The organism is Nonomuraea sp. NPDC049784, assembly GCF_040659615.1.
GTDB lineage: Bacteria > Actinomycetota > Actinomycetes > Streptosporangiales > Streptosporangiaceae > Nonomuraea.
The window spans coordinates 26,013-42,081 of the sequence record NZ_JBFAMX010000004.1 but is presented as its reverse complement, the minus strand read 5'-3'; the positions used below and the strand labels follow the sequence as shown (position 1 = coordinate 42,081).

Sequence of the window (16,069 nt, the reverse complement as noted above, 5' to 3'; positions counted from 1 at the left end):
ACCGTTCCGAAACGCCGTGCTTACCGGCGGGTTAACCAACATAGAGCCAAGCGATTACCGCGTTTCGGTTGCGAACCACCCCCCAGGACAGGGCAAGCTCATGGTTCGTGAGCCCCGGTCCGCAGTTGAGTGAGCGCCCCCCGAAGGAAGACCTGCCCTCGGCGCGCCGGCCTGCGCGTTTCACCCCGAAGCGCATCGTCGTCATCGCCGTCTCCCTCGTGGTCGTCGTCGGTGGAGGCGGCTTCGTCGCCTATCGTGCGATCCAGAACGCCAACAGGCCGCCCGCCGACCCCTTCACGCCGGAGCAGCTCGGCGCGATCGCCAGCGGCAAGCTCTACGTGCCCGATCCCCAGAGCGACGCGCTCAAGAACGCGGCCCAGCAGGCATTCAAGGCGGACCAGCTGAAGAAGGACCGTTCCGGTGCGGGCAAGGGCGACCTCGACTGGGTCGTGCCGAAGAAGGCGCCGGGCGGTGACGGGTTCCCGTCCATGAACTTCCCGCCGGGCAGCGATCCCTCGCCGGGCAGCAACAAGGCCACCGCCAAGACCCTGCTCGCCTCCATGGGCTGGGGCGACCAGTGGGGCTGCCTGGAGCGGCTCTGGACGAAGGAGAGCGGCTGGAACGAGCGGGCGATGAACCGCTACTCCGGCGCGTACGGCATCCCGCAGGCCCTGCCCGGCAGCAAGATGGCCAGCGCGGGCGGCGACTGGCAGACCAATGCCGAGACCCAGATCAAGTGGGGCCTCGGCTATATCAAGGGCCGCTACGGCACGCCTTGCGCTGCTTGGGGGCATTCACAGTCGGTGGGTTGGTATTAGAAGGTCAACTTTCCTTCTCTAATCGGCAAGCCGCCGAGCCGGAAGGGGTATACCGGCGCACGCTGGCCGCATGGGTGTGAAGGTCAGTGTGATCGTCAATGTCCACAATCCGGGTGGCACCGCCAACGCGTGCATCCGTTCGGCCGTGGAGCAGACCATGCCCGTGGCCGAATATCAAGTGATCTTCGTGGACGACGGCTCCACCGACGGGACCGGGGAGCGGCTCGACACCATCGCCGCGGCCCGCGAGAACGTCCGCGTGCTGCACCTGCCGCACACCGGCTCCCCCATGCGCGGCCGCAACGTGGGCCTCGCGGCCGCCGTCGGCGACTACGTGTTCTTCCTCGACCAGGGTGACCGGCTGGAGAAGGACGCGATCGCCCGCATGTACGAGCGTGCCGTGGAGACCGACGCCGACGTGCTGATAGGCCGTCTGATCCGCGACTTCGGGCCGCCGATGACAGCCTTCGAGCGCAGCACGCCCCGCGCCGACATCGTGCGCGACAGGCTGCTCGGCCTGCTCGTGCCGCAGCAGCTCTACCGTCGTGCCTTCCTGGAGGAGCACGAGCTGGGCTTCGCCGTGCCCGGCGGCCGGATGGCCGAGCAGGCATTCGTGATGCGGGCCTACCTGCGCGCCAAGGTCATCGCCGTGCTGGCCGAGCACATCTGCTGCCACCTCGGTGAGCGGCGTGGATACGAGGAGGAGCCGCGGGCGATGGTCAAGGAGCTGATCGGGCTCCTCGACGACATCGACACCTACGTCGGCGAGGGCCGCCAGCGCGACCGCATGTACGCTCACTGGTTCCGCTACGCCGTCCTGCGCCCGCTGGTGACCGCCAGGTTCGCCGACTCCTCCGTCGATCGCGGCCTGCACTTCCGGGTGGTGCAGGAGCTCGCGACGGAGCGGTTCCCCACACGGCTCGACCGCTACATCCCGGTCCAGCTCCGCGTGGTCGCCGCGTACGCCCGCATGGGACGCCTGGACCAGATCGTGCTCCTGTCGAACTCCTCCAAGAGCGCCGGCCTCCGCGCCGACCTGACCGAGATGCGCTGGGACGCCCATGTGCTGGTGCTCGGACTGACCGTGGAGGTCCTGGCGGGCGATGGCACGCCCGACAGGTACCGTACGCAGGGCGAGCGCGTGCACTGGATACCGCCGCGCGCGATGGAGACCGATTCGCTGGACGACAGCGTCACCGACATCACCGACGCGGTCGAGCGGGCCCGCGTCGAGCTCTACGTGCGCCACTCCGAGACCGGCGCGATCCACTTCCTGCCGATAACGCAGCACGTGGAGCGCGTCGCCGACGGCCGCAACAAGATCAGGGTGCAGATCAGAGGCGAGGGCAGGCTCGACGTGACGAAGGCGGCGCACGGTGAGCCGCTCAAACCCGGCCAGTGGGAGGTGCACGTACGCATGTTCGGGGGCGCCAACCAGGCCAGGAGCCGGGTCGGCCGCTCCGACGGCCCGCTGAACTGCCTGGGCGTGCTGGCCCAGCGCCCCAGGGTACGGCTGGTGGTGCCGTGCTGGACCGACCACGGCGAGCTGGGCCTGGCCATCGAGCCGCGCTCGTTCCCCGAGTCGATCGGACTGGTGTCGCCGGGGGTGGAGATCAAGCGGCTCGACGGTCACGTGTACGTCGTGCTGCCGGTCCCGTACGTGCCGCCGAGCGGCGGCCCGCCGCTGGAGCTGGTGCTGCGCAGCACCGGGCGGCGCGGCCGCGAGGTGTGCGCCCCGGCGCTGGTGGAGGCGGGGGTGCCAGGCAAGATCGCCGGGCAGCTCGTCGCCAAGATGCCGGTCAAGTGGATGATGCCGGCCCCCGACCAGCTCGGCCCCGGCCGGTGGCTGTCGTCGCTGCGCTCGTCGGAGGAGGAGGTTGGACTGAGGTTCGCGCTGGAGATCCACAGGGGGAGGATCTCGGTACGGCCGGCCGCCGCCGTCGATCCACGGCGGCGCTCGCCCATGGGCAGGGACACCCTGCTGCACAGGATCGGCAGGCGGCTGCCCGGCGCGCGTCACCTGGTGCGTCTGGCGCGCGCGGGCAAGCACCGCTATCTCAAGGACTGACCCAGCCCTCCAACTCCTCGAAGGCGTGCCTGAAGACCGGCAGCATGGGCTTGAGCCGGTCGGGGTAGACGTCCACCAGGCTGTCGAGGTGGTTGCCGCCTTCGACGCGGTAGTAGCGGAACGGCCGGTTCGGGCCGACCATCTTCGCGTAGACGTCGGAGTCGCGGGAGATCGGCAGCAGCGTGTCGAGCGTCCCGTGGATCGTGATCAGCGGCTTGGTGATCCGGCCGGTCAGTGCGATCTTCGCCACCGCCGCGTACGGCCTGCGCTGGTCGTAGTCGTAGTCGGCCGCCGCGCCCTGATAGGACGGGTCCAGCTCCTTCTGGTAGAGCTGCTGCGTGAGCTCCCAGTAGTACTGCCGGTGGAAGGGCCACAGGAACTCCGAGCCCGCCGCGAACCCGGCCGCCCGAACCCCGGCCTCGTCCGGGTACGCCTTCAGCGCTGGCGGCAGGAAGTTGAGCAGGTTGTCGCCCTTGACCCGCCAGAGCGTGCCCTCCCAGTCGACGCCGCCGTCGTAGAGCCAGCCGCGGTTCTCCAGCTGCCATCTGACCAGGTAGCCGCCGTTCGAGATGCCTGCCACGAACGTCCGCTTCGGCCGCTTGCCGTACCGCTGCTTGACGACGGCCTTGGCGGCCACCGCGAGCTGGGTGACGCGGTCGTTCCACTCGGCGATGGCGTCGCCGGGGCGGCGGCCGTCCTCGTAGAAGTTCACGCCGACGTTGCCCTTGTCGGTGGCGGCGAACGCGTACCCCTTGGCCAGGACCCAGTCGGAGATCGTGTAGTCGTTGGCGTACTGCTCCCTGTTGCCGGGGGTGCCGCTGACGACGAGGCCGCCGTTCCAGTTGTCGGGGAGCCTGATCACGAACTGGGAGTCGTGGTTCCAGCCGTGCGTGGCATTGGTGGTGGAGGTGTCGGGGAAGTAGCCGTCGATCTGGGTGCCGGGCACGCCCGTCGGGTTGACCGTGGCGGCCGAGTGCAGGCCCACCCAGTCGGCCGGGTCGGTGTGGCCGGTCTTCACCGTGCCCGCCGTCGTCAGGTCGTCCAGCGTGGCCACCAGGGCCTGCTCCGCGCCCGGGACCGTGAGCTGCGGGGTCGGCGTGAGCAGGCTCGCCACTAAGCTCAGCGCGACGAGCATCACGCCTCCCCGAGGTGGGCGGCCAGCAGGCGCTGGAACTCTTCGGGATGCTCCAGGTGCGGGCTGTGGCCGCAGTCGTCGAGCACGACCTCGCGGTACGGGCCGTAGCGCTCAAGCACGGCCCTGGTCTGGGCCACCATGGGCTGGGCCGGCGTGCCGGGGGAGCCGGGCACCACGCCGAGCGCGCCCAGGTGGGCCAGGTCGAACAGCGACGTGTCCGAGACGATCACGTCGTCGGCGCCCCTGATCCACAGGATGGGCGGCTTGGGGTCGATCTCGTGGAGGTCGTCCAGGCGGAAGTGGGTGGGGGCGATGGCGTTGAGCAGACCGGTCTTGCCGGGGGCCACGCCGGGCCACTCGGGGCTGGTGACGGCGTCGCCTGGGTAGTTGGCCTCGCCGACGTGGGTGGTGAGCATCGAGCGTACGTAGAAGTCCTCGTCGGGGACCTCGGGGTGCTTGACGTACGAGGAGCGGAAGACGCTACGGGGCGACGTGGGGGACTCGTCCGACATGTCGCCCGCCTTGAGCCGGGCCACGAAGTCCGGGTTGGCTGCTCCGGCTCCCGCTCCCGTGCCGTCGGGGTGCGTGAGGCGGCCCTCGGGGCCCTCCGTGCCGCCGAAGCCGTACGGGGAGATGGGGTTGACCAGGGTGACGCTCCTGACGACGGCCGGCCGGTCGCGCAGGAGCTGTAGGACGATGCCGCCGCCCAGACTCCAGCCGACCAGGTGCACCCCGTCCAGGTCGAGCGCCTCGACCAGCTCGATCAGGTCGTCGGAGTAGTCGCGCAGGCCCCTCGAGGCGTCCACGGGCGCGGGGTCGCTCTCGCCGAACCCGCGCAGGTCCACCGCGAGCGGGCGGTAGCCGCCGGGCAGCGCCGCCATGCTGTCGCGCCAGAAGGCGGCGGAGGAGACGTTGCCGTGTACGAACAGCGCGGGCTCGCCGGTGTCCCTGCCCTCGACGGTCAGGACGTTCTGGGTGAGCCTCGGCGTGGTGACCTTCATTGCGCGTGGATCCTCTCGGCCAGGTCGCGGCCCTGGGTCTCACGCGCGGCGTAGACCGCGGCCAGGGTGAGCAGCGCCGCCACACCAAGGTAGATCGAGATGGGCACGCTGCTCGAGTAGCTCTTCAGCAGCGCGACCGCGATGATCGGGGCCAGTGCGCCGGCGACGATCGCCGAGAGCTGCGCGCCGATGGAGACGCCGGTGTACCGCATCCTGGTGCCGAAGAGCTCGGAGAAGAAGGCCGCCTGCGGGCCGTACATCATGCCGTGGAAGAGCAGGCCGACGGTGACGGCGAGGGTGATCACCAGGAAGTTGCCCGTGTCCACGAGCGGGAAGAACGCGAAGATCCACACCCCGATCCCGGCGGCGCCCGCCAGGTAGATCGGGCGGCGGCCGATCCGGTCGGACAGCGCGCCCCACATCGGGATCGTGACGAAGTGGATGGCCGAGGCGATCAGCACCGCGCCCAGCACGGTGGAGTTCTCGATCTTGGCTGACTTGGCGTACGTGATGACGAACACGGTGAGGAGGTAGAACGAGATGTTCTCCGCGAGGCGCGCGCCGATCGCGGTGATCACGTCCTTCCAGTGGTGCCGCAGCACGCCCACGATGGGCGCCGCCTGCTCCGGCGGGGCCTGCTGGAAGACCGGCGACTCGGTGATCGTCAGCCGGATCCAGAGCCCGATCAGCACCAGCACGCCCGACAGCAGGAACGGCACCCGCCAGCCCCACGCCAGGAACGCCTCGTCCGACTGCCAGGCGGACAGGGCCGCCAGCACGCCGGTGGCCAGCAGGTTGCCGCCGGGGGCGCCGGCCTGCGGCCAGGAGGCCCAGAAGCCGCGGCGGTCGGTCTCTCCGTGCTCGGAGACGATCAGCACCGCGCCGCCCCATTCGCCGCCGAGCGCGAAGCCCTGCACGAGCCTCAGCGCGGTCAGCAGCAGCGCCGCGGACGGGCCCAGGGTCTCGTACGTCGGCAGGCAGCCGATCAGGAAGGTCGCGGCGCCCATGGTCAGCAGGCTGACGACCAGCAGCGTCTTGCGGCCCACCCGGTCGCCGAAGTGGCCGAAGACCAGGCCGCCGAGGGGGCGGGCGACGAATCCGACGGCGTAGGTGAGGAACGCCAGCAGCGTGCCGGTGAGCGGGTCGGACTCGGGGAAGAAGAGCTTGTTGAAGACGAGGGCGGCTGCCGAGCCGTACAGGAAGAAGTCGTACCACTCGATGGTGGTGCCGATCAGGCTCGCGGCGACGATCTTCTTGATGGAAGTGGCCATGCCGGTCACGGTATGGAGTGACCGGCGTCACTCATATGGCGCCAGAGCCCACAGTCTATGGGGTGGATGTGTGGCCGAGCCGGTGCAGGCGGAGCGCCAGCTGGATCTCGAGCGCGCGCTCCGGCTCCAGCCAGCCGTCGCCGAGCAGCTTGCCGATCCTGTCGAGCCGTTGCGTGACGGTGTTGACGTGGATATGCATGGCCTCGGCCGTACGGGAGGGCGAGCCGCCCGAGCCGAAGTAGGCGGCCATCGTGTCGGCGAGCGCAGTGCCTCTGCGGGCGTCGTAGTCGATCACGGCGCCGAGCACCCTGCTGACGAAGCCGCGCACGTCGCGGCCGTCGCCGACGAGCAGCCCCACGAACCCCAGCTCGGCCGCGCTCGCGCCGTCACCGGTCCGCCCGAGCGCGATCAGCGCCTCGGCGCATCTGTGCGCCTCCTGGTACGCCCCGGCCACGTCCCCTTCGACGGCGGCTCTCGACGCGCCCGCCGTGGCGGGGCTGTGCAGCGACGTGCTGAGCTCCACGGCCACGTTCTGCGCGATGCGGCCCGCGTTCTCGCCGGGCAGCAGCAGCACGACCTCGTCACCCCGGCCCGCCGCCAGCCCGTGCCGCAGCGCGGCCTGCGACGAGGCCCAGAACGCGGCCCGCTCCCGCTGGCCGCCGTGCTTGGCCACCACCACGACGTGCGGCGCGTGCAGGTCCACACCCAGCCTTCGCGCCCGGTCGGTCAGTCCGGGGGAGTCGGGCCGGGAGATCAGGTCGTCGAGCAGCTCGCCCCTGACCCGGCCCTCGGCCTCCGCCACGCTCCTGCGGAACAGCAGGAGCAGCGCGCACACCAGCGCCGCCCGCTCCAGGATGCGCTCGTCGGCGTCGTCGCTGCGCAGGATCAGCGTGCACAGCGGCTCAGCGCCGACGTCCACGGACGCGATCAGCAGGTCGCTCCTCCGCACGGTACGCCCCAGCGCCCTGGACGCCTGCGCCGCCTCGAACACCCCGGAGTCCAGCTCGCCCACGTCGCCCGTGAGCGGCCGCCCCAGGTCGTCGAGCACGGCCAGCGACCCGCCGAGGACGTCGGTCACCACGGCCGCCACGTCCTCGATCCCGCCGCCGCGCAGCACCAGCGAGGTCATCCTGTCGTGGGCCAGCGCGCCCCGCTCCACGGCGTCGCCGTGCTCCCTGGCGACCCTGTGGGCCTGGGAGAGCTCCTCCAGCGCGTTCCTGGTCTCCTGCAGCAGCCTGGCGTTGTCGATCGCGACGGCGGCGTGCGCGGCCAGGCTCGCCAGCAGCGACACCTCCTCCTGGTGGAACGGCCGCGCGCTGCGGTTGGCCGCCATCAGCACGCCGATCACCCGCTGGCCCAGCCGCAAGGGCACGCCCAGGATCGCGACCAGGCCCTCCTCCTTGACGGCCTCGTCGATGTCGTCCTTGTGCCGGAACCTGGCGTCGGCGAAGTAGTCGGCGGTCGAGTACGGCGTGGCCGTCTGCGCCACCAGCCCGCCCAGCCCCGCCCCCATGGCCAGCCGCAGCGCCCGGAACTTGGCCGAGATCGAGCCGTCGGTGACCCGCATGTACGTGTCGCCCTGCTCGGGGTCGTGCAGCGTCATGTAGGCGACGTCGGTGGCCAGGAGCTGCCTGGCCCGGTGCACGATGGCCTCCAGCACGGCGTCGAGGTCGCGCAGCGCGGCCAGGTCGCCGGCCGTGTCGTACAGCGCCGACAGCTCGGCCTCGCGCCTGGCACGCCTTTTGAGCAGCTCGCGTACCTTGAGCGCCTCGACCTTGGCCTGCTCCAGCTCCTCGATCGTGGCCGGGGCCGCCCCGGCCGCCCTGGCCCGGATGATCGGCCCCTCGAACTCGACGGCAGAGGCCTCCCTGGCCAGCAGTTCGAGGAAGTGTTTGGCCACTAGCGCGCCGTCCAGCCGCCGTCCACAGGCAGCGACACGCCGGTGATGAACGACCCGGCGGGGCCACACAGGTAGTTGACCAGCTCGGCCACCTCCTCCGGCTCGATCAGCCGCTTGATCGCGGCGGGCTGCAGCATGATGCTCTCCACGACTTCGTCCGGCTCGATGCCGTGCACTTTAGCCTGGTCGGCGATCTGCGCCTCGACCAGCCCGGTCCGCACGTACGCCGGGCAGACGCAGGTCGAGGTGACGCCGTGCGGCGCCCCTTCGAGCGCCACGACCTTGGAGAACCCCTCCAGCGCGTGCTTGGCCGACGTGTAGGCCGACTTGTACGGCGAGGCACGCAGCCCGTGCACAGAGGAGATGTTCACGAACCGGCCCCAGCCCTTGGCGTACATGCCGGGCAGGACCTTGCGTGCGATCAGGAACGGCGCCTCGACCATCACCTTGAGAATCGCCGAGAAGACCTCGGGCGGGAACTCCTCGATCGGCGCGACGTGCTGGAACCCGGCGTTGTTCACCACGATGTCCACCGGCTCGTCCGGCAGCGACGCCACGAAGCCGGGATCGCTCAGATCGGCGACCACGGCCGCGCCGCCGATCTCGGCGGCGACCTTCTCGGCGGGCTCGGCCCGCATGTCGACGACCAGCACCCTGGCCCCCTCGGCGGCCAGGCGCCGGGCGCAGGCCGCCCCGATGCCGCCTCCCGCCCCCGTCACAAGCGCGGTCCGCCCCGTCAGCTCCTTCGCCATACCCCGAACCCTAGGCGCTCTCCACGCCTCGACGCATGGGTGCGGGCGACATAGATGAGACTCCCTCTATGTGGATCACTGGAATCTGCTATGTTGAGCGCATGATCGCGTATTCGTCCCAGTGGTGGCCCGCCTCCTAGGCGGACCTCCCGGCGTATACGCGCAACGGCCGCCTCGACGAGGCGGCCGTCGGCATGTCGAACGCGCCTCGTCGAGCACAGACGAAAGGGGCGCACACCATGACCACCTGGCCCGCACTGCTCACCACGCTGCTCGACGGCGCGTCGCTCACCTCACGCCAGGCCCAATGGGCCATGGAGCAGATCATCACGGAGACGGCGACGGACGCTCAGATCGCCGCGTTCGCGGTCGCGCTGCGGGCCAAGGGCGAGAGTGTGGCGGAGGTGTCCGGGCTGGCCGACGGCATGTTGTCCAGGGCTGCCGCGATCAGGGTCTCTGGCCACCCTGTCGACCTCGTCGGCACCGGCGGCGACCGCGCCAACACCGTGAACATCTCCACCATGGCCGCCATCGTCGCGGCCGCCGCCGGCGTCAAGGTGGTCAAGCACGGCGGCAGGGCCGCCTCCTCCATGGCGGGCGCGGCGGACGTGCTCGAGGAACTGGGAGTCGTCATCGACCTGCCGCCCGCCGCGGTGGTCGAGGTGGCGGACGAGGCCGGCATCACGTTCTGCTTCGCGCCCGTGTTCAACCCGGCGTTGAAACGCACTTCGGGGCCGCGCCGTGAGCTGGGCGTCCCGACGGTCTTCAACTTCCTCGGCCCGCTCACCAACCCCGCCCTGCCGCCCGCCCAGGCGGTCGGCGTCTTCCATCCCGGGCTGGCTCCGGTCATCGCGGGCGTGCTGGCCGAGCGGGGCTGCTCCTCGCTGGTCTTCAGGGGCGACGACGGGCTCGACGAGCTCACCACCTCGGGCCCTTCCACGGTCTGGGTGGTACGCCGCGGCACCGTGACGCGTACCGTCTTCGACCCGGCTGACCTGTCGATCCCGCGGGCGCGCCCCGACGACCTGCGCGGCGGCGACGCCCGGCACAACGCGGCCGTGGCGCGGGCGGTGCTCGCCGGAGACCAGGGACCGGTGCGCGACGTCGTGCTGCTCAACGCGGCCGCCGCCATGGTGGCCGGCGACGGCGCCCCGCCCGCGCCCGACCTCACGGCCGCCCTGGGCGCCGCCTACAAGCGAGCCGCGGACGTGGTCGACTCCGGCGCCGCGCTGTCCCTGCTCACCCGCTGGGCCGAAGCCACCCGGGCACGGGCGTCAGCGCCCGATCATTAGGGTCTGGTCATTGACAGCACGTCGAGCGCGGCGTCGAGCTGCTCCTCGGTCAGGGTGCCGTTGGCCACGTGGCCGCGCTCGATGACGACCTCGCGGATCGTCTTGCGCTCGGCCAGGGCCTGCTTGGCGATCTTCGCGGCCTCCTCGTAGCCGACGTACCTGTTCAGCGGGGTGACGATCGACGGGGACGATTCGGCGTACTCGCGCAGGCGCTCGACGTTCGCCGTGATGCCGGAGACGCAGCGGTCGGCGAGCAGCCGCGACACGTTCGCCAGCAGCTTGATCGATTCCAGGATGTTGCGTGCGATGACCGGGAGCTGCACGTTCAGCTCGAAGGTGCCGGACGCGCCGGCGAACGTGATCGCCGCGTCGTTGCCGATCACCTGGGCCGCGACCATGGCCGTGGCCTCGGGGATCACCGGGTTGACCTTGCCGGGCATGATCGACGAGCCGGGCTGCAGGTCGGGCAGGTTGATCTCGCCCAGCCCCGCGCGCGGGCCCGAGCCCATCCAGCGGAGGTCGTTGGCGATCTTGGTGAGCGAGACGGCCACCACCTTGAGCTGTCCCGACAGCTCGACGATCGAGTCCTGCGCACCCTGGGCCTCGAAGTGGTCGCCGGCCTCGACGAACGCGATGCCGGTCGCCTCGCGGAGCTTGGCGATGGCCTCGTGGGCGAAGCCGGGCGGGGTGTTGATGCCGGTGCCCACGGCGGTGCCGCCCAGGGGCAGCTCAAGCACGTGCTCGAGGGCCGCGGAGACGCGTACGACGCCGTGCTCGATCTGGGTGGCGTACCCACCGAACTCCTGGCCGAGCGTCACCGGGGTCGCGTCCATCAAGTGGGTACGCCCCGACTTCACCACCCCGTCGAACTCGATCGCCTTCTCCCGCAGCGCCGCCGCCAGGTGCTGGAGCGAGGGCAGCAGGTGGAACGTCACCTCGGTCGCCGCCGCCACGTGGATCGAGGTCGGGAAGACGTCGTTGGACGACTGGGAGGCGTTCACGTGGTCGTTCGGGTGCACGGGACGGCCGAGGCGCTCTTCCGCCAGCGTCGCGATCACCTCGTTGGCGTTCATGTTGGACGAGGTGCCCGAGCCGGTCTGGAAGACGTCAATTGGGAAGTGGGCGTCGTGCTCGTTCTCGGCCACGTCGGCCGCGGCCTGGGCGATGGCCTCGGCCATGTCCTTGTCGATCACGCCCAGCTCGCCGTTCACCTCGGCGGCCACCGCTTTGATCAGGCCGAGCGCGGCGATGTGGGACGGCTCGAGAGGGCGTCCCGAGACCGGGAAGTTCTCCACTGCCCGCTGGGTCTGCGCGCGCCACTTGGCGCCTGAGGGCACGCGTACCTCGCCCATCGAGTCATGTTCGATTCTGAACTCGCTCATGACTTCCAGTCTTACCCACGGCCGCGCGCTCCCCGCGTGGCGGGTGGTCAGCTCGAGAACAGGGCCACGATGAGGACGGCGATCACCACGGCCGCGACGGCGGCCACCGTCATGAGCACCAGCATGCCGTTACGGTTGCCTGTGGGCTTCTGCTCCGGGTTGCCCGCGATCGCGAACAGGTCCGTACCCAGGCCCTTCCCCTGCCGCGGGACCTGCTGCGGGCCTTGCTGGGGCCCCTGCTGCGGCATCACCGGCTGCTGGGGGACGGGCTGGGGCTTGCCCGTCGGTGGATACACCTGCTGGCCGGGCGGCTGCGGGAGCTGGATGCGCTGGGTGGCGACGGCGCCCTCGTCACCCGGCTGCTGCGGCGGCTGAGGCCGCTCGAGAGCCGGGGGGAACGGCCCTTTGGGCCGCGCGATGCTGACCGTCCGCTCCGGGTCGTACCCCGCCTCAGGGGACGAGGTGCCCTGGGTGCCGGCGGCACCGGCCTGCGGCGGGTAAGCGGGCGGGGTGACCCGCGGCACGGTGGGCGCATTGGGGCCACTCGGCCCGTGCGGCCCTGACGCGGGCCCCGGAACCGGCCGCCGCCCCTGTCCGCCAGGCCCCTGCCTGCCGGGCTCTTGCATGCCAGGCGCGCCGGGTACGGGTCCACCTGGGCCCCCAGGCACCGGACCGCCCGGCACGGGGCCGCCCGGCACGGGACCGCCCGGCACGGGACCGCCCGGCACGGGGCCGCCAGGGCCGGGGCCGCCGGGTCGCGCAGGAACGGGACGGCCGGGAGCACCAACCGGTCCTCCGGGCCCTCCGGGCATCGGGCCGCCCGGTCCGGCGGGAGGCTGGCCCTGACCCCAGGGTCCTCCGGGACCGCCTTGTCCGGCGGGTGCGGGAGGCTGGGGGACGGCGTTCCTGGGGACGGCGAACGGATCGGGCATAGCGGCCTCCTGCGCCATAAGAGCCTCGGCCGTGAGCACCGGCATCTCGCTCGTGGGGGTGTCGGCGACCATGCGCAGCAGGGTCTCCGCCTTGGCAGCGCCGAGCCGCTGCCGGTAGTCCTTGTTCAGCAGCCCGTTCAGCACCGGCCGCAGCTGCCCTGCCTGCGTCGGCGGGTCGGCGCTCTCGCTGAGCAGCGCCGCCAGCGTCTCCGCGATCGTGGCCCGCTCGTACGCGGGCCGCCCCTCGACGGCGAAGTACAGAGTCGCTCCGAGTGACCAGATGTCGGACTCGGGGCCGGTGTACTCGCCCCTGGCGCGTTCCGGCGCCGTGTAGCCGGGCGAGCCGATCACCATGCCGGTCTTCGTCAGCCGCGAGTCGCCCTCCGCCTTGGCGATGCCGAAGTCGGTCAGCACCACGCGCCCGCTCTCGGTGATGAGCACGTTGCCCGGCTTGACGTCGCGATGGGTGATGCCCTGGGCGTGCGCGGTACGCAGCGCCCCCAGCAGATCCACGCCGATCTCGGCCACCAGCCGCGGCGGCAGCGGCCCCTCCTCCTCGATCACCTGCTCCAGCGAGCGGGCTTCGATGAGCTCCATAATGATCCACGGGCTGTCGTTCTGGATCAGCACGTCGTGGATGGCGGCGACGGACGGGTGGTTGATGCGTGAGGCGATGCGCCCTTCACGGACCATGCGTTCGCGCAGCTCGGCCCGCTGTTCCTCAGTGAGGCCGGGGTCCTGGCGGATTTCCTTGACCGCCACCTCGCGCCCGAGAGCGCGGTCGCGTGCGCGCCACACGGTGCCCATGGTCCCCCGGCCGAGCGGGGCTATGAGCTCGTAGCGCTCCGCGAGCAGGCGTGTCTGCTGTTCCGGCATGAGAAGAAGATATCGATTCTCGCTTGGGAAGTGCTTTAACCTCGCTTGCGAAGTTCTCTTGGCCAGAACCGCCGAGGAAGACACAACTTTATCACCGCCGCTTTGAAACGGGCATATGCGGACGGTGCCGGCCCCGCTTCAACGCGTTTCCTGTGCACCCCCTCGCCGGGCTTGCGTTCTTGCCGTGGCGCCGGGACCGACAGCGCTGTCGCGGTGACATCCGCCCTGTGCAGCCCGCGATGCGCGGGCCTGCGTGTGAAAGACGGCGGCGTGATGGTGGACGGACCCATGCGTATGGACTTGCGCGGTGCCAGGGGCTCCTCGGCCGAACCTCCCGCGGCCACTCTGGCCAGCATGAGCGAGGCCCGTACGGAGTCGAGCCTGGTCTGCGGGTCGATCCTGAGCAGCGCGTCAAGCACGGGGGCCAGCGGCCCCGCCTTGGTCATCGGGATCGGCTCGCCGCTGGTGAGCGCCGCGAGCGCGGCGGCGGCCGTACGGCGACCGTGCAGGCCCCGGCCCTCGACGGCGGTGTAGAGGGTCGCGCCGAGCGACCACAGATCGCCCGCGGGGCTGGCCTTCGAGCCGAGCACCCGCTCTGGAGCGATGTATCCCGCGGACCCCAGGACGATGCCCGCCTGGGTGATGGAAACGTCACCTTCGAGCGCGGCCAGTCCGAAGTCGGTGAGCACTGCGCGGTCCTCGGTCACCAGCACGTTGCTCGGCTTGACGTCGCGGTGCAGGATCCCCTTGGCGTGGACGGCGCGTAGCGCGCCGAGGATCTGCCGGCCGATCTCGGCAGCCCTGCGCGGGTGGAGCGGTCCCTCCTCCTGGATGAGCTGCTCCAGGGACTTGGCCCGGAGCAGCTCCATCACGATCCACGGCCGGTCGTCCTCGGTGACCACGTCGAAGACGGTGATGACCGACGGGTGCGCGACCATCGCGGTCGCCCTGCCCTCGCGCTCGGTCCGCGCGCACAGCTCGGCACGCAGCTCCTCGTCGAGCACGGTCGGCAGCCGCACCTCCTTGACCGCCACATCACGGTCGAGCAGCTCGTCATGCGCCCGCCAAACGGTGCCCATGCCGCCGCGTCCAACCGGCTCCATAAGCCGGTAGCGCGCGGCGAGTAGGTAACCAGAGGGCGCACGCATGCCTGGCAGCTTACCTATTTGTGTAAACCGACCAGTAGAGGCGCGGCCGATAAATTGTTGCGAACTTAAGTCAACCCGCCTGACTCGTCACGTCAGCAAACCTCGTGGCCACATCGGCCCAGTTCACGAGGCCCCACAGTTTGTCGACGTAGTCCGGGCGCACGTTTCGATACTGAAGGTAGTACGCGTGCTCCCAGGCGTCGAACACTAGCAGCGGAGTGGTGTTCATGCCCACGTTGCCGTGATGGTCGTAGACCTGCTCGACGACGAGCCTGCGGCTCAGCGGCTCCCAGGCCAGCACGCCCCAGCCGGAGCCCTGCACCGTCGAGGTGGCGGTGGTGAGCTGCTTCTGGAACGCCTCGAACGTGCCGAAGTGCTCGTCGATGGCGTCCCTGAGCGGCCCGTCCGGGCGGTCGCCACCGTCCGGCGACAGGTTCTCCCAGAAGATCGAGTGCAGTACGTGCCCGGACAGGTTGAACGCGAACGTCTTCTCCAGGCCCACCAGGTTCGAGAACTCGCCCTTGTCGCGAGCCTCCGCCAGGCGCTCCAGCGTGTCGTTGGCGCCCTTGACGTAGGCCGCGTGGTGCTTGGCGTGGTGCAGTTCCAGGATCTCGCCGGTGATGGCCGGCTCGAGCGAGGCGTAGTCGTAGGGCATGTCGGGAAGGGTGTAATCCCCCATAGGTCCTCCTTGTCTCCGGCAGGACACTATTGCAAGTTATTTGCAACTGCATCAGACTTGCGACCTAGGTCTTCCCTTGGCAATGTTGCGGGGGTCAGATTGGTCCCGCCGCGCGGGCGGCCTTACCCGCCGCCCGCGCAGGCTTCCCCGCCAAACTTTCCTGGGCACGTTTGCGCAGCTCGCCGGGCAGATGTGTCGTTCAGCACACATGCGCCGCGGATAAATGTGCATGATGCCTGGTAGGGGTCTTTCAGGGGTACGGCAGGCTGACTGTCAGGAACTTCAGGGAGGCTGTCAGCCACTTGTAAGGGTGCCGAAAGGGGGGCGGGGCATGGTACAGCCAAGAGAGAGGGCGTTCTCCCAAAGACCCGGAAACTGTCGGCCTCGAGGGACAGACTGAGGGTGTACGCCGAGGTCCACTACTAACGCCAGGCTATTGAGGGACGTGATGAAGATGCGCCAGACCCAGGTTCGCCGCCGGCCAAAGCAGTCGACCAGAGCCACGCTGGACCTTCGCACGCCATCGGGGCGCCCGTTGCCCTTTTGAAAGCCAGGAATCAGGAGCGCAATCTGAGAGGTGCGCGATGTGCTGTCACTACCCCGTTTGCCCCAGTGCCGACTCGCCCGACCGTGAGGCGTCGCACGTCATCGCGGCCCACCCTGACCAGGGCTGGAGCCTGCTCTGCAACGGCGTCGTGCTGTTCGACGACACCGGTCTGCTGCTGCCCGACGGCACCGTCGTGGCGCCGCACCGGGCCCCGGTGGCCGCCTGAGCCGCGTGGCCGCCCGCCGCATGAGCCGCCGTAGCCCGCCAC

Annotated in this window: 13 protein-coding genes; 4 read left to right on the top strand and 9 right to left on the bottom strand. The window is 70.4% G+C overall.

Going from position 1 to position 16,069, the window contains the following annotated elements:
- The first annotated feature begins 125 nt into the window (after positions 1-125).
- Both AB0J09_RS01855 and AB0J09_RS01850 read left to right on the top strand, forming a co-directional pair.
- Positions 126-818, top strand: a complete 693-nt coding sequence (locus AB0J09_RS01855) for a lytic transglycosylase domain-containing protein (RefSeq protein WP_360683479.1) — start codon at positions 126-128, stop codon at positions 816-818.
- Positions 819-888: 70 nt separating this feature from the next.
- Positions 889-2,886 carry a glycosyltransferase family 2 protein gene (locus AB0J09_RS01850; protein ID WP_360683477.1) on the top strand — a complete coding sequence of 666 codons (1,998 nt, stop codon included), beginning with the start codon at positions 889-891 and terminating at the stop codon, positions 2,884-2,886.
- On the opposite strand, the gene AB0J09_RS01845 is transcribed toward AB0J09_RS01850, so the two are convergent.
- The 5 genes from AB0J09_RS01845 to AB0J09_RS01825 are packed head-to-tail and all read right to left on the bottom strand — an operon-like array spanning position 2,876 to position 8,945.
- Entirely contained in the window at positions 2,876-4,021 is a 1,146-nt protein-coding gene (locus tag AB0J09_RS01845; protein WP_360683475.1) for a tannase/feruloyl esterase family alpha/beta hydrolase, read from the bottom strand. The genes AB0J09_RS01850 and AB0J09_RS01845 overlap by 11 nt on opposite strands.
- The gene (locus AB0J09_RS01840) at positions 4,021-5,022 is read right to left on the bottom strand and encodes an alpha/beta hydrolase (RefSeq protein ID WP_360683473.1); all 1,002 of its coding nucleotides are present in this window, start codon (positions 5,020-5,022) and stop codon (positions 4,021-4,023) included. The genes AB0J09_RS01845 and AB0J09_RS01840 overlap by 1 nt, the downstream gene beginning before the upstream one ends.
- Positions 5,019-6,293, bottom strand: coding sequence for an MFS transporter (locus AB0J09_RS01835; RefSeq protein ID WP_360683470.1), 1,275 nt, complete (start codon positions 6,291-6,293; stop codon positions 5,019-5,021). Before AB0J09_RS01835 ends, AB0J09_RS01840 begins: the two co-directional genes overlap by 4 nt.
- Before the next feature lie 55 nt (positions 6,294-6,348).
- Positions 6,349-8,193 (bottom strand): GAF domain-containing protein, encoded by a 1,845-nt coding sequence (locus tag AB0J09_RS01830; protein WP_360683467.1) that lies wholly within the window; start codon positions 8,191-8,193, stop codon positions 6,349-6,351.
- On the bottom strand, positions 8,193-8,945 hold the full coding sequence (locus AB0J09_RS01825; protein ID WP_360683464.1) for a 3-hydroxybutyrate dehydrogenase: 753 nt from the start codon (positions 8,943-8,945) through the stop codon (positions 8,193-8,195). The genes AB0J09_RS01830 and AB0J09_RS01825 overlap by 1 nt, the downstream gene beginning before the upstream one ends.
- Before the next feature lie 239 nt (positions 8,946-9,184).
- Here AB0J09_RS01825 and trpD point away from each other — a divergent pair, with 239 nt between their 5' ends.
- Entirely contained in the window at positions 9,185-10,237 is a 1,053-nt protein-coding gene (gene trpD / locus AB0J09_RS01820; protein WP_360683461.1) for an anthranilate phosphoribosyltransferase, read from the top strand.
- Here trpD and AB0J09_RS01815 read toward each other — a convergent pair.
- The 4 genes from AB0J09_RS01815 to AB0J09_RS01800 all read right to left on the bottom strand — a co-directional run bounded on the left by AB0J09_RS01815 (position 10,234) and on the right by AB0J09_RS01800 (position 15,254).
- Positions 10,234-11,619 carry a class II fumarate hydratase gene (locus AB0J09_RS01815; protein ID WP_360683458.1) on the bottom strand — a complete coding sequence of 462 codons (1,386 nt, stop codon included), beginning with the start codon at positions 11,617-11,619 and terminating at the stop codon, positions 10,234-10,236. The two genes, trpD and AB0J09_RS01815, sit on opposite strands and share 4 nt — an antisense overlap.
- 47 nt (positions 11,620-11,666) lie before the next feature.
- Positions 11,667-13,427, bottom strand: coding sequence for a protein kinase (locus AB0J09_RS01810; protein WP_360683455.1), 1,761 nt, complete (start codon positions 13,425-13,427; stop codon positions 11,667-11,669).
- 35 nt (positions 13,428-13,462) lie between these two features.
- Positions 13,463-14,575 carry a serine/threonine-protein kinase gene (locus AB0J09_RS01805; RefSeq protein WP_360683452.1) on the bottom strand — a complete coding sequence of 371 codons (1,113 nt, stop codon included), beginning with the start codon at positions 14,573-14,575 and terminating at the stop codon, positions 13,463-13,465.
- 70 nt (positions 14,576-14,645) lie between these two features.
- Positions 14,646-15,254 (bottom strand): superoxide dismutase, encoded by a 609-nt coding sequence (locus tag AB0J09_RS01800; RefSeq protein ID WP_360683449.1) that lies wholly within the window; start codon positions 15,252-15,254, stop codon positions 14,646-14,648.
- 584 nt (positions 15,255-15,838) lie between these two features.
- On the opposite strand from AB0J09_RS01800, the gene AB0J09_RS01795 reads away from it, so the two are divergent.
- Entirely contained in the window at positions 15,839-16,027 is a 189-nt protein-coding gene (locus AB0J09_RS01795) for a DUF5999 family protein (RefSeq protein WP_360683446.1), read from the top strand.
- The last annotated feature ends 42 nt before the right edge of the window (positions 16,028-16,069 follow it).